A 22,402-nucleotide genomic window follows, 5' to 3' on the forward strand; every position below is an offset into this window, starting at 1 on the left:
CCACTAGTGGCCGACTTGAAGCGCACTTGGCGCCGGCCCCGGTCGCCCGTCAGCGGGCGAGCGCGGCCCGCGCCTCGGCCAGCCAGTGCGGCGAGCCCCACCGCCGGGCCACGTCCACGGCGAGCGCGAAGTGCCGTGCCGCCTCGTCGGTGTCGCCCCGCAGGCGGAACAGCTCGCCGAGGGTAAGGGCGACCGGCCGCATCGCGATGGTGCTGCTGGAGAAGCCGGCGAGCTGTTCGCGGACCGGGAGCAGGGCGTCGACCACCGGCTGGGTCAGGTCGACACGGTCCAGCGCCACGAGGGTCATCGCCCGCACCGTGAGAAGGGCCGACTGGAAGTAGTCCGGCCGGTGCGGGTACGTGCCGACGGGTATCGTCCGCGCCTCCTCGACGCGACCGTTCTCGATCAGGGCGAGCGCCAGCAGGTCATCGATGATCGGGCCGAACACCGTCCGCGCGCGCCGCGTCGGTTCCAGGTGCTCGGCCAGTCGGCCCTGACTGATCAGCAGGCTCGCGGTGGCGAAGTAGTGGAAGGCATCCGCGTGCAGGGACCCCTGTCGCCGCAGGAGGTCGGCGGACTCGTCGTAGCGCCGCTGGGCCGTCCCGAAGTCACCACAGACGTGCGCCAGCGCGCCCCGAGCGCCGAGCGCGATCACCAGCGCGTCGTTGAGCTGGTACGCCGCGGCCAGCGTCTCCTGTCGGGCGACGCTGGCGCGTACCGCGCGCGGCTCGTTGAGCGCGGCGGACGTCTGGCAGAGCACCTGCTCGGCCAGCCAGTCGTAGGTCGGCAGTCCGTGCTCGTAGGCGAGCTCACCCAATTCCCGGGCCAGCTCGCGGCGATGCGCCGCCTCCCGGTCGTGCCGCATCGTCCGCAGTCGGGCGGCGAGTCCGAGCGCGCGTAGCTCGGGGTCGGCCAGCTCCCGCGAGATCGCCAACGCCTCCCGGCCGGCCTCGAAGCCCCGGGGGTCCGCCTCGCCGTCCAGTTCACCGCTGAGCGCCTCCAGCAGCCGGCACCGGTCCACCGGGGTCAGGTCGCGCCGACGCAGCAGCCGCGTCAGCAGGTCCACGATCCGGTGGTCCACCACGCCGTACGCGCGGATCGCCCACGGGGTGGGCACGGTCCAGGCCGTGAACGCCGCGATGAGCAGCTCGTCGCGACCCACCTCCACGGCGTGGTCGACCGCCCGGTCACGGGTGTCCCGGGCCGCGGCCAGGGCGCCGGCGCGGGCCTGGGCGCGCAGAAGCCGGCCCAGCAGGTCGATCCGCAGCGCGGCCCGATCCCCGGCGACCGTGTCGGCGGTCGCCAGGGCGTGGGTGAGCAGGTCGGCGGCGACGTCGTGGGCATACCGCCGCTCGGCCAGCTCCGCGGCGCGGACCGCGTAGTCGACGGCGAGCCGGGCGGTGTCCGGCGAGGCCGCGCGGGCGTAGTGGTGGGCCAGGGCGGAGTGGTCGTCGGGGCGCAGCGCGCGGGTCGCGTCGGCCACCCGGGCGTGCAGGCGCGCCCGGCGCAGGTGGGAGAGATCGGTGTAGATCGTGTCGCGGACCAGGTCGTGCGGGAACCGCACCCGCCCCGGCGCCGGCTCGGTGAGCAGCCCGGCGACGATCCCCACGTCGAGAGCGTCGAGGACGGCGCCCTCGTCGCCGTCGGCCGCCGCCACGAGGATCGCCACGTCCGCCTCCCGCCCGGCGACGGCGGCGAGGCGCAGCAGCGTGACCGCGTTCTCCGGCAGCCGGGACAGACGTCGGCGCAGGACGTCGCGTACGCCCTCGGGCACCTCGGACGTGGCGACCAGCGCGCCTTCGGCGGCGAGCAGCCGGGCCGACTCCCGCAGGTAGAACGGGTTGCCGCCGGTGCGCACGGTGAGGGCGGCGACGGTGTCGGGGTCCACGCGGGTGCGGGCGACGCTGTCGACCAGCCGTTCGACGTCGGGCTCGGTCAGGCCGCCCAGGTGCAGCCGCTCGGGTGACCGGCGGGCCAGGGCCGCCATGGTCGCGGCGAGCCGTTCCCGGTTGTCGCCGGGCCGCAGCGCCACCACGAACAGGACGGCGGCGTCGGTCAGTTCGACGGCGGTGGTCAGCAGCAGCAGCGTCTCGCTGTCGGCGGCGTGCAGGTCGTCGAGGAGGACGGCGAGCGGACGCTCGGCCGCGGCGGCACACAGCCAGGCGGCGACGGCGCGGTGCAGCCGGAACCGGCCGGCGGTGACGTCCCCGGCGGGGTCCCGGCCCGTGTCGTCCAGCAGCGGGGCCAGCGCCGGCGCGAGATCCCCGGGTGGCGCCGTTGCGGCGAGTTGCCGCAGCACCTCGACCCACGCCCAGGCCGGTGGGGCGCCCTCGACCTCGGGGCAGCGGCCGGCCAGGGCCGTCCAGCCCGCCGAGACGAGTTCCCGGCGCAGGTGGGCGAGCAGGCTTGTCTTGCCGGCGCCGGCCTCACCGGAGACCACCGCGACCCGCGGTCCGTCGACCGCGGCCGAGGCGGCGGTGCGCCGCAGGAGCGCCAGCTCGGCGTCCCGCCCCACGAACACCTCGTCGGGTTCGACCGGCGCCGGCGGGCCGGGGCTGGGGGCCGACGGCCGGGCGGCGACCCGCGCTCCCGGTGGCGGGGGCGCCGGCAGCAGCACGTCGTGCCGTTGATGCAGGATCGCGGCCTCCAGCGCGACCAGCGCCGGACCGGGATCGAGGCCCAGCTCCTCGACCAGGACGGTGCGGGCCCGGCGCAGCGCCGCGAGGGCGTCGCCCTGCCGGCCGGTGCGCCAGAGCGCCAGCGCCAGCAGCCGCCAACTCTCCTCGCGCAGCGGAAACTGCCTCGTCATGGCTTCGGCCTCGGCGACCGCCCCGGCGGCGTCCCCCACGCCCAGGCGCACGTCGAGCAGCAGTTCCCGGGCCACGAACCGCAGCTCCTCCAGCCGGTTCACCTCCGGCTGGGCCCACGGCTGCTCGGCGAACTCGGCGTACGCGGGCCCGCGCCACAGGCCCAGCGCGGTGTCCAGGAGGTGCCGGGCGCGCTCGGGGTCGTCGGCCCGCGCCGCGCGGGCCTCGGCGAGCAGCGTCTCGAACCGCCAGGCGTCGACCGCGCCGTCGGGCAGCCGGACGGCGTAACCGGGTGGCGCGGTGACCAGCAGTCGGGCGGGCGCCCGGGGTTCCCGGTCCGGCTCCAGGAGGCGGCGCAGGTTCGACACGTACGCCTGGAGGGACGCGAGGGCCCGTGGTGGCGCCTCGCCCTGCCAGAGCTGCTCGACCAGCCGGTCCACGGAGACGACCTCGCCGCGGGCCAGGAGGAGCATCGCGAGCACGGCGCGCTGGCGCGGGCCGCCGAGGACGACCGCATCGCCTCCGTCGCTCTCGGCCTCGAAGGGGCCGAGCACCCGCAGCAACATGACCCGCTCATCGTAGCCCTGGTGATCACTCTACGGAGCGGCCGTCAGTCGGAAGTCGGGCAGGTCACGGCAGCGCGAAGCCGCTGCGTGCGGCGGGCCGTGTGCTGACGGTCACCGCCGCGTCCCCGAACCACTGCGGCTTCCACGACGTCCTGCAATTGACGGAGAACACCCGCTACCTCGGAGGCACCCGTGGCACCAGCAACCGACACCACCCGGCTCGCCGAACTCCTCGAAGCCGAGGTGATGTACCAGCTCGGCCTGGCCGGCCCCGAGTCCGCCCGCCGGGCGCTCGGAGCCACGGTCGACCGGGTGGGCGGCGGAACCGTGCTGTCGATGAGCAACGACCCGCTGGGCGGCTTCTTCAACAAGGCCGTCGGGCTCGGTCTCACCGAGCCGGTCACCGACGCGTTGATCACCGAGGTCATCGACGTCTATCGGCGCAACGGAAGCCCGCTGGCCCACATCCAGATCGCCCCGGACCGTCTCCCCGCCGACTGGGCCGACATCAGCGCCCGACACGGCCTGACCCCGGGCAGCACGATCGTCCGGCTCGTGGGCGAGGTCGACGACGTCAAGCCGGCCACCACCGACCTCCGCGTCGGCCCGGTCGACGACCGTCAGGTCGACGAGTGGGCGACCCGGACCTGGGAGTTCTTCGACGCCCCGAACGAGCACCTCGCGGCAATTCTGGCCGCGGCCGCGCGGGCCGACGGCTTCCAGGCGTACGCCGGATGGGACGGCGACGAGATGATCGCCGTCGGCGCCGTGATCGTGCACGGGGACGCCGCCCACCTCAATTCCGCCGCGACCCGCGCGAGCCACCGCCGGCGCGGCGTGCAGGCCGCGCTGATCGCCGCCCGGGCCGAGTTCGCCGCCGCGGCCGGAGCCCGCTGGCTGGTCACTGAGGTCGCCCGGCCCGACGTGGAGGGCGCCAACCCGTCCCTGAACAACATGGCGCGCGCCGGGCTCACCCGCCAGTACGACCGGACCGACTGGATCTGGCGACCCGGGGCCGCCCCGGCGTGACGACCGCGCCGGACACCGGCCGGGGTGACGCGGACCGGGTGGGTCGCGGGGTCGTCGGCGACCGCGCGGGCACCCGGTCTGACGCACCCCACGGGCGCGCGACCGCGGCGGTCGCCGCCGGACGGCTCGCGGGCGTTACCGCCGAGCGGTCTCTTCCCGACCACCGCTGGTGGGGGGCGTCGGATCGGCGCGCTACGGGGTGTACCCGAGAGATCGCATCGACGGTATGGTGTCCGACGTCTCAAGTGGACGGCGTATTGGGTGGGGGTGGGGTATGCCGATCACAGGCCAGCGCGTGGTGCGCCGGACCCTCGGGCGGCGGCTGACGCGGCTGCGGGTGGCGAACGGCAAGACCCGGCGTGAGGTGGCCGAGGCGCGACTGGGCATCTCCGAGCCGACGCTGCACCGGATCGAGACCGGCAAGGTCCCGGTGACGCCGGCGAACGTTCGGGCGCTGTGCTGGCTCTACGGCGTCGACCAGAGCGTCACGGACGGCTTGGCCGAGCTGGCGTTGGGCACCTCGCAGGAAGAGTGGTGGGACACCAACCCGGTGCTCCCCGACTGGTTCAAGCTCTACGTCGGCCTGGAGGCCAGCGCCTCGCAGATCCAGACCTACTACGGGGAGATCATCCCGGGCGAGCTGCAGATCGAGTCGTACGCGCTGGGGGTGTTCGCGGCCGAGCGGGCGGCCGACGACGAGACCGCGCGGCGGCACGTGACGTTGCGGATGCAGCGGCAGAAGGCGCTGTTCACGCGGACGCCGGCCCCCCGGCTGGTGTTCGTTCTCGGCGAGAACGCGCTGGTGCGACCGGTCGGCGGCAAGGCCGCGCTGGAGGCGCAGTTGGAGCATCTGCACGACATCGCCGACAGCGGCGCCGCCGAGATCAGGGTGCTGCCGTTCTCGGTCGGCGCGCACGCCGCGATGGCCGGCGCCTTCCGCATCCTGGACTTCGACGACCCGGACGACCCGGACACGGTCTACCTCGAATCGCACGTCGGTGCGGTCTACCTGGAGGAACCGCACGAGATCGACGAGTACCGGCGGATCTTCCAGCTGACCTACGACGCGTCCGTCCCCCTGCACCACCCCTGGACGGCCGGCACCTGAGAGCCGGCTCGGTGCGCCCGCACGACCCACACGGAAGGAACTTCATGGCTGGTACGACCAACGGCGGCGGCGAAGCGAAGCCGGCGACCGCGGCCAGGATCTACGACTACTATCTCGGCGGCACCTACAACTTCCCGGCCGACCGGGAGGCCGCCGAGAAGATGATGCAGGTCCTTCCGCTGGGCCCGAAGCTGGCGCAGACAAACCGGGCGTTCCTTCGTCGCGCCGTCCGCCACCTGGCCGAGTCCGGGGTGCGGCAGTTCCTGGACATCGGCTCGGGCATCCCCACCGAGGGCAATGTCCACGAGATCGTCCAGCAGGTCGCGCCCGACGCCCGGGTGGTCTACGTGGACCTCGACCCGGTGGCGGTGGCCGAGAGCCTGGAGCTGCTCGACGGCAACGCGCACGCCGACGCGATCCGCGGCGACCTCCGCGACCCGCAGTCGATCCTGTCGCACCCGCAGGTCCGCGCCCTGATCGACTTCGACCGGCCGGTCGCCCTGATCCTCGCGGCGGTCCTGCACTTCGTCCCCGACGACGAGGTGGCGTACGACGCGGTGGGCCGACTGCGCGCGGCGCTGGCGCCCGGCAGCTACCTCGTGATGTCGCACGCCACGGCCGACGAGGGCGAGCGTCCGCAGGACGACCTCGACGTCGCCCACGAGATCTACCGGCAGCGGACCGCGACGCCGCTCGGGCTGCGGAGCCGGTCACAGCTGGAGCGGTTCTTCGCCGGCCTCGACCTGGTCGAGCCGGGTCTGGTGTGGCTGCCGCAGTGGCGGCCCGCCCCGGACGACCCGCAGTACTTCACGGCCGACCCGAAGCAGAGCTCCGGCCTGGCCGCGGTCGGACGCGTGCCGTAGGCGACAGCGGTCCGATCGCCGACGGCCGCCGGTGAGCCACCGGCGGCCGTCCGGTACGAGAGAGCCCGCCGGCGTCGTGCGCCGGCGGGCTCCGCTGCGTCCTCCGCCGTCCGGGCCGGGTGCGGTCCGGTGCGGCGGCGGGCGGGTCCTACTTGAGCAGTTGGTCGAACTCTCCCCGCTTCGCGCCGTAGAGGAACGAGTCCCACTCCTCGGCGGTGAACCGCACCACGCCTGCCGCGGGGCTCTTGCTGTTGCGCACCTCGATCAGGTCCTCGTGTCGGCGGGCCTCGACGCAACTGCCCCCGTTGCCCGTCGACCTGCTGGACATGATCCACCCCTTGTTGTCAGGCACCACTTGCTCCTCTGTGGACGGCGTACGCGGGCCGATCTCCGATCGAATTTCGCCCCACACAGCCACGGACGACTCAGTCACCATGTGTAACTGACGACCGGGAGGACAGGCAGTGAGAGTGGTCGTTCTTAGCAGTTCAGAGGCCACAGTCCACTCCCTACACTCCGGACGTGTCCTCCCGCACGCCGGTTACGCCCACGTAGGGTAACCGAGAATCGCCCCAACGCACGACGTCGCCGCGACATCTTGTCGTCGTGAAATCTTGCACGGGCCCAATCGCGCTGCCATGCTCGTCCATGCCCAGCTTCAACAGATGGGGAGACCCGACCCCATCGGAACGGAGGGTGACGATGTCCGCGCCGTCAAGCCAGAGCCAGGCCACCCCGACCGGCGCCACGCCACCCGACGTCCTCTGCGAGGGGGCCCGGGTGTGGGTCCGCCGCGACGGCTCGTGGCGACCCGGCATCGTCCTCTGCTCGAACGCCTCCGCGGCCACCGTCCGGTACCGGCCGGCGGAGACCATCGGCACCGGGGTGGACACCGTCGTCCCCCGCAGCCTCCGCCCCCGGCACGACGACGACCCCTACCTGGACAAGGCGACGGTGGCCGATCCGGACCGGCCCGCGCCGGCCCTCGCCACCCGCACCGCCGTCCGGCCCCGCGAATTCTCCCGCTGACGATCCCCTCCGCCCGGCGGCGGCGAGCCGTCAACCGGCCCTGGTGAGCTCGTCGGCGGCCCACGGCGCGGCGGTACGCGACCGACGCGACGTACCCGCCAGTGGGGCGGCGACCGCGGCGATCACGCAGAGCGCCAGCGGAAGCAGGAAGGTCAGGTGGATCGGCATGACGTGGGTGAGCCCGCCGATGGCGGCGGGGCCCGCGAGCATGCCGAGATAGCCGAGGCTGGCGACGCGGGAGACGTTGTCAGCGGGCGGACCGGAGCCAGTCCTGGTACCGGGTGGGCGCCAGGTGCGTGTCCGGGCCCGCGACGAGCACGTCGCCGGTGACGACCGCGAACATGCCGGCGCCGTCGTCGACGATCACCGGGCGGTCGTCGTGCTGCGCGGCCAGGGTGATCCGGCCCAGCTCGGCGAGGGCGAACGCCTCCGGCCCGGCGACGTTGCGGATGCCGTTCAGCGGGGCGCCGGTGGCGACGTCGACGACCGCGTCGACGACGTCCGCGGCGGCCATCGGCTGTACGGGGGTGTCCGGCAGGCGAACCGCGCTGTCGTCGGACGTCCAGGACATGATCGCGTCGACGAACTCGAAGAACTGCGTGGCCCGCACGATCGAGTACGGGGTCGGGCCCTGCCGGAGCAGCTCCTCCTGGAGCGTCTTCGCCCGGTAGTAGTCGAGCTGCGGCACCTGGTCGACGCCGACGATCGAGAGGACCACCTGGTGGCCGACGCCGGCCCGCTCCCCCGCCGCCAGCAGGTTGGTCATGGTGGTGCGGAAGAAGTCCAGCGACGCCTCGTCGAAGGTCGGCGAGTTCGCCACGTTGACGACGACCTCCGCGCCGGCCAGCGCCTCGTCCAGACCCGCACCCGAGATCAGGTCGACGCCGGTCGACGGCGCCGCGGGCACCGCCTCGTGCCCGGCTTCGGTCAACTTCCGGACCACCTGCGAGCCGATCAGTCCGGTACCCCCGATGACTGTGACCTTCATGGCTTCACCTTTCCACGCCGCGCCGGAGGGCACGGCTGCTTCCGTCGAGGACGTCGCCTCAAACTCGGACAAGTTCTGTCCGAGACATTAGTCGGATAGTCTCTGTCCGAGTCAAGAGGGGGGTCGTGTGAAGCTGTCCGGTGGAGTCGAGTGGGCGCTGCACTGCTGCGTGGTGTTGACCACGGCGACGGAGCCCGTGCCGGCCGCCCGGCTCGCGGAGCTGCACGACGTCTCCGGCAGCTACCTCGCGAAGCAGTTGCAGGCGCTCTCCCGGGCCGGCCTGGTGACGTCCGTCCAGGGCAAGGCGGGCGGCTACGTGCTGACCAGGTCCCCCGAGCAGATCACCGTGCTCGACGTCGTCGTCGCCGTCGACGGCGCCCAGCCCACGTTCGTGTGCACCGAGATCCGCCAGCGCGGCCCCCTGGCCAGTCCGGCGGAGGCGTGCACCCGGCCGTGCCCCGTCGCCCGGGCGATGGCCGGAGCCGACGCCGCCTGGCGCGCCGCCCTCCGGGAGATCACCATCGCCGACCTCGCCCACGACGTCGACGAGGACTACGGGCCGACCGCGCTGGCCGGCATCCGCGCCTGGCTCGGCGGACCGGACGACGCCGCCGCGACCGCCTGAGCCGCAGACCTCACGGGAGCGGCCCGGCCACCGCGAGCCGCTCGGCGGTACGCGGGCCGGGACCGGCACCCGGTCGCGTGGCCCCGCCGGGCCGCAGCCTGGCACCCGAGGGCCACCCGGCCCGGCAAGGAGAACGACACGTTCTCCATGCCGCTGCCGGGAGGTGTTGAGTGGTCACCAAGGATCTGACCGCGCCCACCGCGTCACCACTACAGATCGCCCGCGCCCGGGGCCGGGTACGGGGGCGGCTGATCCTGCTCGGGCCCGCGTTCGTGGCCGCCGTCGCGTACGTCGACCCCGGCAACTTCGCCACGAACCCGCCCTGGCCATCCTCGCGATCGGCCTGGACCCGACCCGCGCGCTGGTGCTCTCCCAGGTCGTCCTCAGCTTCGGCATCCCGTTCGCGCTCATCCCGGTGGTCGCGTTCACCCGCCACCGGGACCTGATGGGCAACCTCGTCAACCATCCGCTGACCACCGCCGCCGCGATCCTCGCCGCCGCTCTCGTCATCTTGCTGAACGCTTTCCTGCTCTGGCAGATGATCGGTGGATGACCGCGCGCCCGCCCTCTGACCTGGTGGAGCTACGGGTGCACGGGGCCTCCATCGGGGGCACCCCCGAGATGCTGGGCCTGCCGCCGGTCGACCAGGTCGCGGGCGACCGCAGCGGCGGGTTCTACCGCCGCCGCGACCGGCCCGGCGGTGGGGACGCGGACGGGCGGGTGACGCTGGAGGCGTACCGCTGGGGCGACCTGCCCTCCGGTACCGTGGCCCGGACCCTGTCGCTGGTGTTCCTCCTACCGTTCATGCTGGTCAACGTCGCGATCTGGATGCTTCCCGCGAATCCCGGCTCCGCCGCGACCGTCCGGTCCCTGTGCCGGCTGCTCGCGCTCACCCTCACCGCGCTGTACGTGCTCGCCGTCGCCGGAGTCGCGCTGGACCTGGTCGCGTGGAGCTGCCCGACGACACCGCACTGCCTGGCCGGACGCAGCTGGCTGTCCTGGCTCGACGGGCCGCCGGTCGGGATCCGGCTGGGAGTGCTCGCCCTGATCCCCGCCGCCGCGATCGGGGGGATCTGGTGGGTCAGCAGCCGGCCGGGCCGGGTGTTCGAAGCGTTCCGGCCCCCGGAGGCGGAGGTCTCCGGCAGCCGGCTCGCCGCGGTCGGCCAATGGGACGCCGAGCCGCTCGTGGGCCGGCTGCGCTCCCTCCACGTCGCGGCGGCGTTCGCCACCCTCGACCTCACCCTGCTCGCGGCCCGGCTCTCCGCCGGGCGCTCGGCCGACACGGTGGCGCTGCTCGTCGTCACCGGTGCGCTCCTGGCCGCGTGCGCGCTGCTGCTCTGTACACCCCCGCTCATCGACCGGGCCGCCACCCACCGGCGGCTCGACCGGCTCACCCGTGCGCTGCGGACAACCGCGGTCGTCCTGACCGTCGTGGTGACGGTCCACGTCCTCGCCAGCCCGTCGGACTGGCCGCAGGCGGGCGGCCTGCCCGGCTACGACGCGATCCTCACCGGGCTGTTCGTCACGCAGACGGCCCTGCTGGCCGCCCTGGGAGTCGCGTTGCTCCGACGCCGGGACAGGCGCCCGGGCCCGCCACCGTTCCTCGGGATGGGCGCGCTCGCCGTGGCGGCCGCGGCGATCACCGTGGCGGGGGCGTTCTCCGCCGAACTGGTCTACCGGACGGCGGACTTCCTCGACCGCGACGTGCCGACCGGGGAGGGCATCGCCACCGGACCACCGCGGGCGTACACCTGGACGATCTTCGGCTTCTTCCGCACGCTGCTGATCACGCTGGTCGTGGCGGCTCTGGTCGTCCTGGCCTCCCGCCGCGCCCGGTACCGGGCGGCGGCGGCGATCGTCGGACGCGACCATCCGGACCCGCCACGGGGAGCGGAGCCCCGGCTGCGTCAGGTCCGCAGGGCCGTGGCCCGCGCCCGGTTCACCGAGAAGGTGATCCCGCTGGGCGCGGTCTTCGCCCTCCTCGCCGGAGCGACCACGGCGACCACCACGCTCGGCATGCTCGACCTCATGCCCGGCGACATCGTGGAGCGGTTCGCGCGGGTGCCCGCCGGCGTCATCACGTTCGCCATCGCGTGCGGCAGTTGGGTGATCGCGGGGATCATCGTCGGCCTGCTCCTCGGCGGTGTCTTCGCCCACCGCACGATGGAGTTCCGGCGGCACGTCGGCATCCTGTGGGACCTGGGCACGTTCTGGCCCCGGGCCGCCCACCCGTTCGCGCCGCCCTGCTACGCGGAACGGGCCGTGCCGGAGCTGACCCGGCGCGTCACGTACCTGGTCGGGGCCGGCAACGCGGTACTGCTCACCGGGCACAGCCACGGGTCGGTCCTCGTCGCCGCGACGGTGCTCCAGTTGCCGCCCCACGTCAGCGGGCGGGTCGCCCTGCTCACCCACGGGTCACCGCTGCGCCGGCTCTACGCGCGGCTCTTCCCCGCGTACGTCGACGACGAGGTGCTGCGCGACATCGGTGACCGGGTCGGCTGGCGGTGGGTGAACCTGTGGCGCGACACCGACCCGGTCGGCGGCTGGGTGTTCACCGGTCACCCGCCGGAGCCGGGCGACACCGACCGCCCCGAACTGTGGGTGGATCGTCGTCTGCGCGACCCCGTCGACGTGGTGGCACCGCCGGGCGACAGCGTGCCCCCGCCGATCCAGGGACACCGGCCGTGCGAGTCCGACCCACGGTTCGTCGAGGCCGAGCGGGACCTGCTCGCGCGCCTGGCCGGCTCGACGGACCCGGAAGTGACGGGGCCGCCCGCGCCGCCGGTCAGTTGACGCGGGCGGTGACCGTGATGCTCTTCGACGTGGGCGGACCGCCGCCCCGGGTGGTGACGGTGTAGCGGTGGGCGGCCCGCTCCCCCGCCCTCCAGTCACCGCACGGGAAGCTGAGCGTCTCGGTGCCGGTCACCCCGTACTCGCCGTACTGGCCGGCGCCGTCGACGGACAGGACGGAACCGGTCGCCCCACCGGCGACCTTCCACTCGATGACCGCCGGGTTTCCCGGGAACGGGTTGGGCACGCCCACCCCGCTGGGACAGTTGGGCTGCTTGACGACCCGCAGGTACTCCACGTACGGCTGCGGGTCGCGGCTGCCGGCTGCGGGCCCGCCGCCGGGTGGCGGCGGTTTCCGCGTCGACCCTCCCTGCGCCGGGGCCGGCGCGGAGCCGGCGGGCGCCTCGGCGGTCCCCGACGGCGCGTCCGGCGTCGCGGCGAGCGTCGCGGCGTCTGCGGCCGTCGGCTCGGCGGCGGGGCTGACGGCGTCGGAGGGGGTCGCGGCCGGTCGGCCGTCGGCGACCTGCCGGGTGGCCGGGCCGTCGCCGGAGAGCTGCCGGTAGCCGACGAACCCGCCCACCCCGCAGAGCATCAGCAGGACGGCGAGGCCGGCGAGCACCGGCGCGGGGCGGCCCCTGGGCGCCCGAGCCGGCTGCGCCGACCGGGTGGGTGGCGGCGACGGTCGGCTCTGCGGCAGGTCCACCGTGACGCTGTCGTCCTCGTGCACGAGCGGCGCGCCGAACCCGTTGACGGCGGCCGGCAGTCCGGGCGACAGCCCCGTCGGGGCCACGTCGACGGCGGTCGCCCCCACGATCATGGGCGTCTCGGCGACACCGGCCGTCCGCTGCAGCCTCCGCAGGTCCTGGCCGAACGCCTCGGCCGTGGCGTACCGCTCGGCGGGGGTCTTCGCCAGCCCTCGGGCGATGACCTCCGTGAGCCCGTCCGGATCACCGGGCCGGGCCAGGGGCGGGGCGGGGTCGCGCACCACCCGGCCGAAGTACGACAGCAGCCCTTCGTCACGGCCGCGCTGGAACGGCGGCCGGCCGGCGAGGAGCTGGAAGGCGGTGCTGGCCAGCGAGTACACGTCGGAGGACTCGGAGGGCGCTCCCCCGTCGAGGACCTCGGGGGCGGCGTGGTGCGGAGTGAGGGCGGCGACCGTGAAGGACCGGTGCGCGCCGCTGGTCAGGGCGGCGATGCCGAAGTCGGCCAGCGCCGGCTCGCCGTAGTCGGTGAAGAGCACGTTCTCGGGTTTGATGTCGCGGTGCAGAATGCCCGCCCGGTGCGCGGTGGCGAGGGCGCCGCAGAGCTTGACCAGGATGGACAGTGCCCGGGCGGCGTCGAGCGTGTCGCGGCGCAGCCAGTCGGCGAGACTGCCCTGCTCGCAGTACTCCATGACCAGGTACGGCTCGCCGGCCGCCGTCACGCCCGAGTCGTAGACCGTCACGATGTTGGGGTGGTTCGCCATCCGCCCGGCCGCCGCGCACTCGCTGAGGAACTGGTCACGGGCCTGCGGGTGGGACAGGTCGACGTGCAGGACCTTGATCGCGACGTCCCGCCCGAGGCGGTCCTGCCGGGCGCGGTAGACGGTGCTGAAACCGCCCCGGCCGGCAAGCCGCGGGTCGGAGTATCCCTCGATGATCGGCCCATTCCCAGCGACCACGTAGCCCTCCCCATCGCGCGCTCACGGGATCGACTCCGGCCACTGAGGACGGTGATCGGCGGTGGGTGGCCGGTTGACACCAGACAGTAGTGGCGCGCCGAGCGCGGAACCACCACCGAGTGGCCGGTTCCCGGCAGCCGGACGACGCGGCGGGCGGATTTCCCGGGCCTGCCGGGTATCGGCGGCCCACGATCCGGCAGTATCGGTGCTGACCGGACACATCACCCAGCACGGCAGGAGTTTTCCGGATGAACCAGGCAGCAGGTGCCCGTTCGGGCAAGCCGGAGGTCACCCCCATCGAGGGCGAGCCGCCCGTCGACCTCGTGATCGAGGACCTCACCGTCGGCGAGGGCCCGGAGGCCCAGCCGGGGCAGCTCGCCACGGTGCACTACGTGGGCGTCGGGCACTCCACCGGGCGGGAGTTCGACTCCTCCTGGAACCGGAACGAGCCCTTCGAGTTCCCGCTGGGCGGCGGGCAGGTCATCGCCGGGTGGGACCGGGGTGTCGTCGGCATGCGGGTCGGCGGTCGGCGCCGCCTGGTCATCCCGCCGCACCTCGGCTACGGCGAGCGCGGCGCGGCCGGCGTCATCCGACCGGGCGAGACCCTGATCTTCGTGGTGGACCTGCTCGGGGTCCGCTGACCCGGCACGGAGCCGTCTGACCCGGCACGGGGCCGTCGACCGGTGGTCGGCGGTCCCGTTCCCGACGGCCCCCCGCCGCGCGCGCCCGGCACCCGACGGCCCGGACCCGGCGGCGCGGCCGGTCAGGCGGCCAGCACCATCGGCTGCGCGGGCTGCGGCAGCGCGGCCGACGTGACGACGGGGACGAAACGGTGCAGGCCGGAGACCCGCAGGACCTCGGTGACCATCGGGTCGGGGTCGACCAGAAGCATCTCGCCACCCTGGGCGCGGATCCGCAGGTGCGCGGCGACCAGCGCGCGCACCCCGGCGGCGGCGAGCAGCTGCACGCCGGAGAGGTGCAGCCGCAGCACCGGGCGGGAGGGCACGGCCCACAGGGCCGAGCGGAACGCGCCCACGGTCGCGCAGTCGATCTCGCCGAACGGGCGCACATCGACGCCGTGCTCATCCATGCTGACCTGCACGTGGAACTTGTCGCCCCGCTTCTCCATGACCCCGAATCTAGCCGCCACCACCGACACTTTCACCGCTCGCGGGAGTGATTCCGGGTACGTCCAGGGGCGTACCCCGAGACACCCCGAGTCTCCCTCGGGGCGCAGGTCGGGGTGGGTGCGCCGGGCCACACCGACCCTGCCGGGCACGCCGCCCGGTTCCGCGCCACCGACCCGGACGGCGCCGACGGCGGCCGGCGCGCCGAGGGTCGACCACGGGCATCGGCGGGCGAGAATGTGCGGATGGTCGTTCCCCGTCCCCGACCGCCCCGCCTGATCCGACCGGTGCGCGAACCGGCCACCGTGCCGCCCCCGCTGGTCGGCCCGTGGGCGCCCACCGACCGGCGGCTGGACCACGTCGACCTGCTTCCGCTGCCCGACGGCGCGGTCGGTCCTGAGGACGTTGTCGTCGACCCGTCCGGCCGGGTGGTCAGCGGGGACGAGGACGGACGGCTCTGGTGGTGGCCCGCCGACGCGCCCCCGGGCACCCGTCCCCGGCTGCTGGCCGAGACCGGCGGTCGACCGCTCGGTATCGAGGTCGACCCGTCCGGCGGCGGTCTCGTCGTCTGCGACGCGTACCGGGGGCTGCTGCGGGTCACACCCGACGGCGTCGTCCGCGAACTGACCGGCACCGCGCCGCCGGTGCACCTGGCGAACAACGCGGCCGTCGCCCGGGACGGCACGATCTTCTTCACCGACTCGTCGGACCGGTTCCCGGTGTCGCACTGGAAGCGGGACCTGCTGGAGCACCGGCCGAACGGACGGGTGCTCGCGTACCGGCCGGGCCGCCGACGCGCCGAGGTCGTCACGGACGGGCTCTACTTCCCGAACGGGATCGCCCTGACCCCGGACGAGTCCGCGTTGATGCTGGTGGAGACGACCACGCACCGCCTGCTGCGGGTCGCGCTGCCCGGCGGTGAGGTGCGGGTCCTGGCCGACCTGCCCGCATACCCGGACAACCTCTCCGCGGTGGGCGACGGCACGTACTGGATCGCGCTGCCGAGCCCACGCGTACCGGTCGCGGAGCGGTTGTTGCCCCACCCGCGGCTGCGGCAGATCGCCGCGCTGCTGCCCGACGCGTGGCAGCCGCAGCCCCGCCGCTACGGGCTGGTCGCGCTGGTCGACGACGCCGGCACGGTCCGCCGCACCCTGCACGGCCCGCGCGGCGACTACTGGATGATCACCGGGGTACGCCAGCACGGCGACGACCTCTGGCTCGGCAGCCTGGTCGGTCCCGGTGTGGCGCGCACCCCGCTGACCTGAGCGTCCACTCTCCGCCGGCCGTACGACGGTCCGGGCCGGCCCGCGTGACGCGGACCGGCCCGGTGTGGTTCCCCGATCGGGGTCAGCCGCCGCTGACCGAGGGCTGCGGGGCCGGCGAGCCGCCGGCGACCGCGCCCGGGTGGTTCGGGTGGGTCGGCGCCGGGCCGAGCCCGGCCGGCACCGGCAGGGCGCTGCCCTTGACGTACTGGTCCCAGTCGACGTTCCAGGCCGTCCAGCCGTTGCCCTCGGTCAGCGGCACCTCCGTGCCCTTGACCGTGACGAGGTCACCGACCTGCGTGATGTTCATGAGCCAGTCCGCCGCGGACGCGGAGACGTTGGTACAGCCGTGCGAGACGTTGGTGCTGCCCTGATCCCCCTCCGACCACGGCGCGCCGTGGATGAACTCGCCGCCCCAGGTGAGTCGCTGCGCGTCCTCGACGTCCACCACGTACGGGTCGGCCGAACCCGTGGTGTCGAAGGTGGTGAACTGGAACTTCTCCATGATCACCATCTTGCCGCTGGAGGTCGGCGTGCTCGGCTTGCCGAGACTGACCGGGATCTTGCGGACCAGCTTGCCGTCGCGCAGCACCGACATCTGCTTGGTCGCGTTGTCGATCTCCAGCGACACCTGCCGGCCGATCTTCGAGGTGGCGGTGCGGTCCTGGTCGCCGACGAGTTCCTTGCCGATGGGCAGCCCGGTCAGGCCCGCCCGGACGCTGATCGTGGTGCCCGGTTTCCAGAAATCGGGCGCGCGGTAATAGACCTGACTCCCGTCGGCCACCCAGGACCAGACCCCCGGCTGTGCCGGATTCGTCTTCACGAACAACCGACGCTGCACATCCGCCCTGGCCTCTTTCGGAATGGGCGGGTCGAACGCCACCGTTACCGGCATGGCCGTGCCGTACGTCCGATTACCGGCGAAATACAGTGTGCTGGTGACTGCCGGTTTGGTGGATTTCGGCAGGGTGGTGAAGGTCGTCTTGCGCGTGGTGGTCCTGCCCGAATCGCCGGTCGCGGTGACCTCGGCCGTGTACGTCCGCTTCGGCTGCAGCGGACTGATCGGCACCCAGGACGATCCGTCCTCGCGCGGCTCCGCCTTGACCTCCTTGCCCTTGTCGTCCACGATCCGGACGCCGGTTACCCGCCCGCCGGCGACCTTCGTGCCCACCTCGGCGCTGATCGGCACGTCCTTCGCCTGGTCACCGGGTGTGACGGTCAACTCCGGCGGGGCGGCCTTCCCCGCGCCGTTCTTGCCCTCGTGGCCCCGATCGGCGGTGCAACCGACCAGGATCAGCGGAGCGGCCACGACGGTCACCCCCAACAGCGTCAGACGCCGTCCCAACTTCATGATGCGCCCCCCGTTTTTCCGCTTTCCCTCCGACAGATTCTCTCCAGTTCCGGCACGGTGGGTCGGTCAATTCCCGAATAAAGGCCGCAGCATTTGTGGTCACCATTTTCCCGGGCTGCGCCGAATAGCCGGCAATGGTGAGCGCCCGACCGTCCTGGGCCCGGATCGCCGCTACCGGCGGTCGGACGCCCCGACACGGCACCCTCGTCCGGTCCACCCCCGGCCGGGCCACCCCGAGCCCTTTGGCCCCGTCCGGCCGACCCGCCCGCGGGTGACGCAGAGCTCTTGATCATCGGGCCGGGGCGGGGCGGGGCGGGGGCGGCGCGGAGCAGGCGGGCGGGGTGGGGCCGGATGGGGCCGACTTTTGTCTGGGGCAGCGAAAGTTCTGCTGGGTGCGGCGAACCTTTGCCTTCGACCGGCACCAAGGGTAAGTTGACGATCCAGATAGAAAGTTGCCCATCGGTCGATCCGCTGCCCGCCTTCGCGCCGCGTCCCACCCCTGGGCCCGTGCCGCATCCGCACGCCGACCACGACCGTCCCGCCGGAGCCCGTCTTCGGCCGGTCCGGCGCGCCCCGGCTCGACAGCGGACGACCCGGAACCGCCGGATCGCCACGTCCGGCAGGGAGGGAACACCACCATGGAGCAGAGCACAGGGCGGCCGGAGCCAGCCGAGCCGGTCAGCCGGCGCGGGTTGCTCCGCGCCGCGACCGTCTCGGCCGCCGCCGTCGGGGCCGCTGGCCTGTTCGGCGCCGAGGCCGCCTCCGCCGCCCCCGGCGGAGGCCACGGCGGCGAGAGCCACGGCGGCGGGGGGCCCGCCGGCGGCCGTCGGCGGGTGCCGATCGACCGGATCAGCATCCAGCTCTACACCCTTCGCGACCAGCTCGCCGCCGACCTGCCCGGCACCCTCGCCGCACTGCGGCGCTTCGGTTACCGGCGGGTCGAGCACGCCGGCTTCGTCGGCCGGACGGCGGCCGAGTTCCGCGCCGCCCTCGACCAGGCCGGCCTGCGTGCGACGTCGGGTCACACCGGAATCCCGCAGCCCTTCGACGCCGCCACCTGGGAGCAGGCCCTCGCCGACGCCAACACCGTGGGCTGCCGCAAGATCGTGCACCCCTGGTTCGGGCTCGACTCGGCCGGGCAACCGATCCGTGACCCGCAGGTCTACCGGGCCCTCGCCCGCGACCTCAACCGGGCCGGCCGGCTGGCGGAACGGGCCGGACTGGAGTTCGGCTACCACAACCACCAGCTCGAATTCGTGCCGCTGACCAACGGGCAGACCGGTTTCGACATCCTCACCGGCGAGACCGATCCCCGGCTGGTCCACTTCGAGCTCGACCTGTTCTGGACCTGGCGCGGCGCGCAGGACCCGGTCGACATCATCCGCGCCCACCGGGGTCGGATCCGTCAGGTCCACGTCAAGGACATGGACACCAACGCCAGCTTCGCCGACCTCGGCGACGGGCTCATCGACTTCGGCCGCATCTTCGCCCACGAGCGGGAGGCCGGCATCGAGGAGTACATCGTGGAGCGCGACGACGCCGGCACTCCGCCGCGCTCACCGGCCGACGCCCTGGACACCGCCCGCGTCGGTTTCGACTACCTCGCGTCGCTCCGCTACTGACACGACTCTCGGGGGACCACCTTGAAGAAGAGGACCGCACTCCTGTCCGCCCTGGCGTTGGTCACCGCCGGGCTCACCGCACCGACCTCCCCGGTCGCGGCGGCGCCCGCGCCGACGGCCGCACCGCCGGATTCCAGCTTCCAGAAGGTGACACTCAACGACTACCCCGGCGAGCCGATGAGTCTCGCCGTCCTGCCGGACCTGCGGGTGCTGCACACCGCCCGCACCGGCGAGGTACGCATCCACGACCCGCGTACCGGGCTGAACACCCTCGCCGCCGACGTGCCCGTCTACGAGCACGACGAGGAGGGCCTGCAGGGGATCGCCATCGACCCGGACTTCTCCCGCAACAAGTGGGTCTACCTCTACTACTCGCCGCCCATGAACACCCCCGTCGACGACCCGGCCACGCCGGACGTCAACGAGGGTGACGCGCCGCTGGTCGGCACCGAGGCGGACTGGCAGCGCTTCCGGGGCGCCCTGCGGCTGTCCCGGTTCAAGCTGGAGGGCATGAAGCTCAACCTGGCCACCGAGCAGCGGATCATCGACGTCCCGGTGGACCGGGGCATCTGCTGCCACGTCGGCGGTCAGATCGAGTTCGACAGCAAGGGCAACCTCTACCTGTCGACCGGTGACGACACCAACCCGTTCTTCTCCGACGGCTACACGCCGATCGACGAGCGGGCCGACCGCAACCCGGCGTTCGACGCCCAGCGCACCTCCGGCAACACGAACGACCTGCGCGGCAAGCTGCTGCGGATCAAGGTGAAGCCGGGCGGCGGTTACACGGTGCCGGCGGGCAACCTGTTCAAGCCGGGCACGCCGAAGACCCGTCCCGAGATCTACGCGATGGGCCTGCGCAACGCGTTCCGGTTCGCCGTCGACCGGCGCACCGACGACGTCTACCTGGCTGACTACTCCCCCGACGCCGGGTCGGCGAACCCGGACCGGGGCCCGGCCGGGCACGGGCGGTGGATGCTGATCGACAAGCCGGCCAACTACGGCTGGCCGTACTGCGCCACCCCGAACCTGCCGTACCGCGACTACGACTTCGCCACCGGCACGCCCGGCGCGTACTTCGACTGCAAGCGGCCGGTGAACGACTCGCCGCACAACACCGGCCAGCGCCGCCTGCCGCCGGTCGAGGCGCCGCAGGTGTGGTACCCGTCCGCCGCGTCCGGGGAGTTCCCGCAGCTCGGCACCGGCGGCATCGGCCCGATGGGCGGCCCGGCGTACGACTACGACGGGCGCAACACCTCCCGGACCAAGTGGCCCGCCTACTACGACGGGGTGCCGCTGTTCTACGAGTGGACCCGCGACTACATCAAGGAGTTCCGCCTCGACAAGCGTGGCGAGGTGAGCGACATCCGCCCCGTGGTGCCGTCGCTGGTGGTCGACAACCCGATGGACCTGGAGTTCGGCCCGGACGGCGCACTGTACGTGCTGGAGTACGGCGACGGGTACTTCGCGGAGAACCCGGACGCCCAGCTGTCCCGGATCGACTTCGTGCGGGGCAACCGGACGCCGATCCCGGCCATCAGCGCCGAGCCGACCGCCGGGCAGGCCCCGCTGACCGTGCGGTTCTCCAGCGAGGGCACGGTCGACCCGGACGGTGACCGTCTGCGCTACGCCTGGGACTTCGACGCCGACGGCTCGGTCGACTCGACCGCGCCGAACCCGACGTGGACCTATCAGGCGAACGGCGCGTACAACCCGACGGTGAAGGTCACCGACAGCACCGGGCGGTCCGCCTCGGCGACCCTGCCGCTGCTGGTGGGGCCGCGGGCGCCGACCATCGAGTTCGTCACGCCGGTGGAGGGCCAGCCGTTCGAGTTCGGGCAGACGGTCGCGTTCCAGGTGAACGTCGTTGACGACCTGCCGGTGGACTGCTCGCGGGTCACGGTGACCTACATCCTCGGCCACGACGAGCACGGGCACCCGCTGTCGACCGCGTCCGGGTGCAGCGGCACGATCACCACGTTCATCGACGGCGGCCACGGCGGCGCCGACAACCTGACCGGGGTGTTCGTGGCGGAGTACACCGACGCGCCGACCGAGCCCGGCGTACCCCCGCAGACCGCCACCGCCACGGTGGTGCTGCGGCCGGGCGGCGGCACCAACTGATCGCCCCCGGCGGCGGCCCGGTTCTCCGGGCCGCCGCCGGGCCTCAGCGGTCAGACGGCGGCGATCAGCAACGCCGGCTGCTCGACGCAGTCGGCGACGTGCCGCAGGAAGCCCCCGGCCACCCCACCGTCGCAGACCCGGTGGTCGAAGGTGAGGCTGAGCTGGGTCACCTTGCGGACCGCGAGTTGCCCGTCGACCACCCACGGCTTGTCCACGATCCGGCCCACCCCGAGCAGCGCCGCCTCCGGGTGGTTGATGATCGGGGTGGAGCCGTCGACGCCGAACACGCCGTAGTTGTTCAGCGTGAACGTGCCCCCGGTGAGCCGGGCCGGCGCCAGGGTGCCGGACCGCGCGGCCGCGGTGGTCTCGGCCAGGGCGGCGGCGAGGTCGGCGGTGGTGAGCCGCTGCGCGTCACGCAGCACCGGAACGACCAGGCCCCGGTCGGTCTGCGCGGCGATCCCCAGGTGCACGCCGGCGGACTGGATGATCCGCTGGCCCTCGGTGTCCACCCGCGCGTTGAGCTGCGGGTAGCGGCGCAGCCCGGACAGGCAGATCCGGGCGAGCAGGGCCAGGATGCTGACCGGCTGCTCCGGTCGGGCGGCGTTGATCACGGCCCGGGTCTCCAGCAGGCCGGTGGCGTCCACGTCGACCCAGATGGTGACCTCGGGGATCTCGCGCCGGCTGCGGGAGAGCTTGTCCGCGATCGCCTTGCGGATGCCGGTCAGCGGCACGACCAGGTCCTCCCCGGTCGGGGCGGGCCCGTCCGGCCGCGCCGGCACGGCGGCCAGCGGGGCCGAGGTGGCGGTGGCCACGGCCGCCTCCACGTCCGCCCGCCGGACGACGCCGCCGGGGCCGCTGCCGGTGAGGGTCGCCAGGTCCAGGCCGTGTTCCCGGGCCAGCCGCCGGACGATCGGCGAGATCACCAGCGGGGCCGCACCGTTGCGGCCGACCGACTCGGGGGTGCCCGCGCGCGCCGGGGCGACGGCCACCGGCGCGGACGCGACGACCGGCTCGGGGACCACCGCGAGCCGGGGACGGCGGCGTCGCCGTCCCGGAGCGTGCCCGGTGCCGTAGCCGATCAGCACGTTGCCCGACCCGGCGCGCTCCTCCTCGCGGTAGGTGGCGTGCCCGGCGGGCTCCGGGGCGCCGCCGCCGTCGGAGGCCGCATCGCCGTCCAGCGCCGCGACGGTGATCAGCGGCTGGCCGACCGGGCGCACCTCGCCGGCCGCGCCGTGCAGCGCCACGACCCGTCCGGCGTACGGGCATGGCACGTCGACGACCGCCTTGGCCGTCTCGACCTCGACCACGGTCTGGTCCACGGTCACCACGTCGCCGACCGCGACCCGCCACTCGACGATCTCCGCCTCGGTGAGCCCCTCACCGAGGTCGGGCAGCAGAAAGACTTGTTCGCTCATGCCGACACCTCCCTCCGGTCGGCGTCGGCACGAGGC

At 73.7% G+C, this 22,402-nt stretch carries 18 protein-coding genes and 1 pseudogene; 11 read left to right on the forward strand and 8 right to left on the reverse strand.

Translation table 11 applies throughout. From position 1 onward, the window contains the following. Nucleotides 1-49 precede the first annotated feature (49 nt). Nucleotides 50-3,373 carry a BTAD domain-containing putative transcriptional regulator gene (locus ACIBTV_RS23465; protein WP_396708070.1) on the reverse strand — a complete coding sequence of 1,108 codons (3,324 nt, stop codon included), beginning with the start codon at nucleotides 3,371-3,373 and terminating at the stop codon, nucleotides 50-52. Between the two features lie 192 nt (nucleotides 3,374-3,565). On the opposite strand from ACIBTV_RS23465, the gene ACIBTV_RS23470 reads away from it, so the two are divergent. The 3 genes from ACIBTV_RS23470 (at nucleotide 3,566) to ACIBTV_RS23480 (ending at nucleotide 6,373) form a co-directional block, all read left to right on the forward strand. Beyond that, complete coding sequence (locus ACIBTV_RS23470; protein WP_396708072.1) at nucleotides 3,566-4,402, forward strand: GNAT family N-acetyltransferase; 837 nt, start codon at nucleotides 3,566-3,568, stop codon at nucleotides 4,400-4,402. Between the two features lie 274 nt (nucleotides 4,403-4,676). Beyond that, on the forward strand, nucleotides 4,677-5,510 hold the full coding sequence (locus tag ACIBTV_RS23475) for a helix-turn-helix domain-containing protein (protein WP_396708074.1): 834 nt from the start codon (nucleotides 4,677-4,679) through the stop codon (nucleotides 5,508-5,510). A 44-nt stretch (nucleotides 5,511-5,554) separates the two neighbouring features. Further along, nucleotides 5,555-6,373: an SAM-dependent methyltransferase gene (locus tag ACIBTV_RS23480; protein WP_396708076.1), complete on the forward strand. Its 819-nt coding sequence runs from the start codon at nucleotides 5,555-5,557 to the stop codon at nucleotides 6,371-6,373. A gap of 148 nt (nucleotides 6,374-6,521) precedes the next feature. Here ACIBTV_RS23480 and ACIBTV_RS23485 read toward each other — a convergent pair whose 3' ends face one another. Next, on the reverse strand, nucleotides 6,522-6,725 hold the full coding sequence (locus ACIBTV_RS23485) for a DUF397 domain-containing protein (protein ID WP_396708078.1): 204 nt from the start codon (nucleotides 6,723-6,725) through the stop codon (nucleotides 6,522-6,524). A gap of 350 nt (nucleotides 6,726-7,075) precedes the next feature. On the opposite strand from ACIBTV_RS23485, the gene ACIBTV_RS23490 reads away from it, so the two are divergent. Continuing rightward, nucleotides 7,076-7,402 (forward strand): hypothetical protein, encoded by a 327-nt coding sequence (locus ACIBTV_RS23490; protein ID WP_396708080.1) that lies wholly within the window; start codon nucleotides 7,076-7,078, stop codon nucleotides 7,400-7,402. A gap of 30 nt (nucleotides 7,403-7,432) precedes the next feature. On the opposite strand, the pseudogene ACIBTV_RS23495 reads toward ACIBTV_RS23490, so the two are convergent. Together ACIBTV_RS23495 and ACIBTV_RS23500 are read right to left on the reverse strand one after the other, a co-directional pair. After that, a pseudogene (locus ACIBTV_RS23495) lies at nucleotides 7,433-7,648 on the reverse strand (hypothetical protein); the annotation flags it as partial. A 1-nt stretch (nucleotide 7,649) separates the two neighbouring features. After that, nucleotides 7,650-8,390, reverse strand: coding sequence for an SDR family oxidoreductase (locus tag ACIBTV_RS23500; RefSeq protein ID WP_396708082.1), 741 nt, complete (start codon nucleotides 8,388-8,390; stop codon nucleotides 7,650-7,652). A 127-nt stretch (nucleotides 8,391-8,517) separates the two neighbouring features. Here ACIBTV_RS23500 and ACIBTV_RS23505 point away from each other — a divergent pair, with 127 nt between their 5' ends. From ACIBTV_RS23505 to ACIBTV_RS23515, 3 genes are all read left to right on the forward strand, one after another. Further along, on the forward strand, nucleotides 8,518-9,015 hold the full coding sequence (locus tag ACIBTV_RS23505) for an RrF2 family transcriptional regulator (protein ID WP_396708084.1): 498 nt from the start codon (nucleotides 8,518-8,520) through the stop codon (nucleotides 9,013-9,015). A 163-nt stretch (nucleotides 9,016-9,178) separates the two neighbouring features. After that, on the forward strand, nucleotides 9,179-9,568 hold the full coding sequence (locus tag ACIBTV_RS23510) for a divalent metal cation transporter (protein ID WP_396708086.1): 390 nt from the start codon (nucleotides 9,179-9,181) through the stop codon (nucleotides 9,566-9,568). After that, nucleotides 9,565-11,808 carry a hypothetical protein gene (locus tag ACIBTV_RS23515; protein ID WP_396708088.1) on the forward strand — a complete coding sequence of 748 codons (2,244 nt, stop codon included), beginning with the start codon at nucleotides 9,565-9,567 and terminating at the stop codon, nucleotides 11,806-11,808. The genes ACIBTV_RS23510 and ACIBTV_RS23515 overlap by 4 nt, the downstream gene beginning before the upstream one ends. Here the strand turns inward: ACIBTV_RS23515 and ACIBTV_RS23520 are convergent. Continuing rightward, complete coding sequence (locus tag ACIBTV_RS23520) at nucleotides 11,801-13,465, reverse strand: serine/threonine-protein kinase (RefSeq protein WP_396708090.1); 1,665 nt, start codon at nucleotides 13,463-13,465, stop codon at nucleotides 11,801-11,803. The genes ACIBTV_RS23515 and ACIBTV_RS23520 overlap by 8 nt on opposite strands. A gap of 248 nt (nucleotides 13,466-13,713) precedes the next feature. Between ACIBTV_RS23520 and ACIBTV_RS23525 the strand changes: the two genes are divergently transcribed. Continuing rightward, nucleotides 13,714-14,106 (forward strand): FKBP-type peptidyl-prolyl cis-trans isomerase, encoded by a 393-nt coding sequence (locus tag ACIBTV_RS23525; protein WP_396708092.1) that lies wholly within the window; start codon nucleotides 13,714-13,716, stop codon nucleotides 14,104-14,106. A 122-nt stretch (nucleotides 14,107-14,228) separates the two neighbouring features. Here ACIBTV_RS23525 and ACIBTV_RS23530 read toward each other — a convergent pair whose 3' ends face one another. Further along, nucleotides 14,229-14,594, reverse strand: a complete 366-nt coding sequence (locus ACIBTV_RS23530) for an STAS domain-containing protein (protein WP_396708093.1) — start codon at nucleotides 14,592-14,594, stop codon at nucleotides 14,229-14,231. Between the two features lie 243 nt (nucleotides 14,595-14,837). On the opposite strand from ACIBTV_RS23530, the gene ACIBTV_RS23535 reads away from it, so the two are divergent. After that, nucleotides 14,838-15,857 carry an SMP-30/gluconolactonase/LRE family protein gene (locus ACIBTV_RS23535; protein ID WP_396708095.1) on the forward strand — a complete coding sequence of 340 codons (1,020 nt, stop codon included), beginning with the start codon at nucleotides 14,838-14,840 and terminating at the stop codon, nucleotides 15,855-15,857. 82 nt (nucleotides 15,858-15,939) lie between these two features. Here the strand turns inward: ACIBTV_RS23535 and ACIBTV_RS23540 are convergent, their stop codons facing one another. Then, on the reverse strand, nucleotides 15,940-17,205 hold the full coding sequence (locus tag ACIBTV_RS23540) for an Ig-like domain-containing protein (RefSeq protein ID WP_396708097.1): 1,266 nt from the start codon (nucleotides 17,203-17,205) through the stop codon (nucleotides 15,940-15,942). A gap of 638 nt (nucleotides 17,206-17,843) precedes the next feature. Between ACIBTV_RS23540 and ACIBTV_RS23545 the strand changes: the two genes are divergently transcribed. Together ACIBTV_RS23545 and ACIBTV_RS23550 are read left to right on the forward strand one after the other, a co-directional pair. Then, nucleotides 17,844-18,827 (forward strand): sugar phosphate isomerase/epimerase family protein, encoded by a 984-nt coding sequence (locus ACIBTV_RS23545; RefSeq protein ID WP_396708099.1) that lies wholly within the window; start codon nucleotides 17,844-17,846, stop codon nucleotides 18,825-18,827. A gap of 21 nt (nucleotides 18,828-18,848) precedes the next feature. Next, the gene (locus tag ACIBTV_RS23550; RefSeq protein WP_396708101.1) at nucleotides 18,849-20,951 is read left to right on the forward strand and encodes a PQQ-dependent sugar dehydrogenase; all 2,103 of its coding nucleotides are present in this window, start codon (nucleotides 18,849-18,851) and stop codon (nucleotides 20,949-20,951) included. 50 nt (nucleotides 20,952-21,001) lie between these two features. Here the strand turns inward: ACIBTV_RS23550 and ACIBTV_RS23555 are convergent, their stop codons facing one another. Then, nucleotides 21,002-22,366 carry a dihydrolipoamide acetyltransferase family protein gene (locus ACIBTV_RS23555; protein ID WP_396708102.1) on the reverse strand — a complete coding sequence of 455 codons (1,365 nt, stop codon included), beginning with the start codon at nucleotides 22,364-22,366 and terminating at the stop codon, nucleotides 21,002-21,004. Nucleotides 22,367-22,402: the final 36 nt, after the last annotated feature.

This window comes from Micromonospora sp. NPDC049366, from assembly GCF_044466625.1.
GTDB lineage: Bacteria > Actinomycetota > Actinomycetes > Mycobacteriales > Micromonosporaceae > Micromonospora.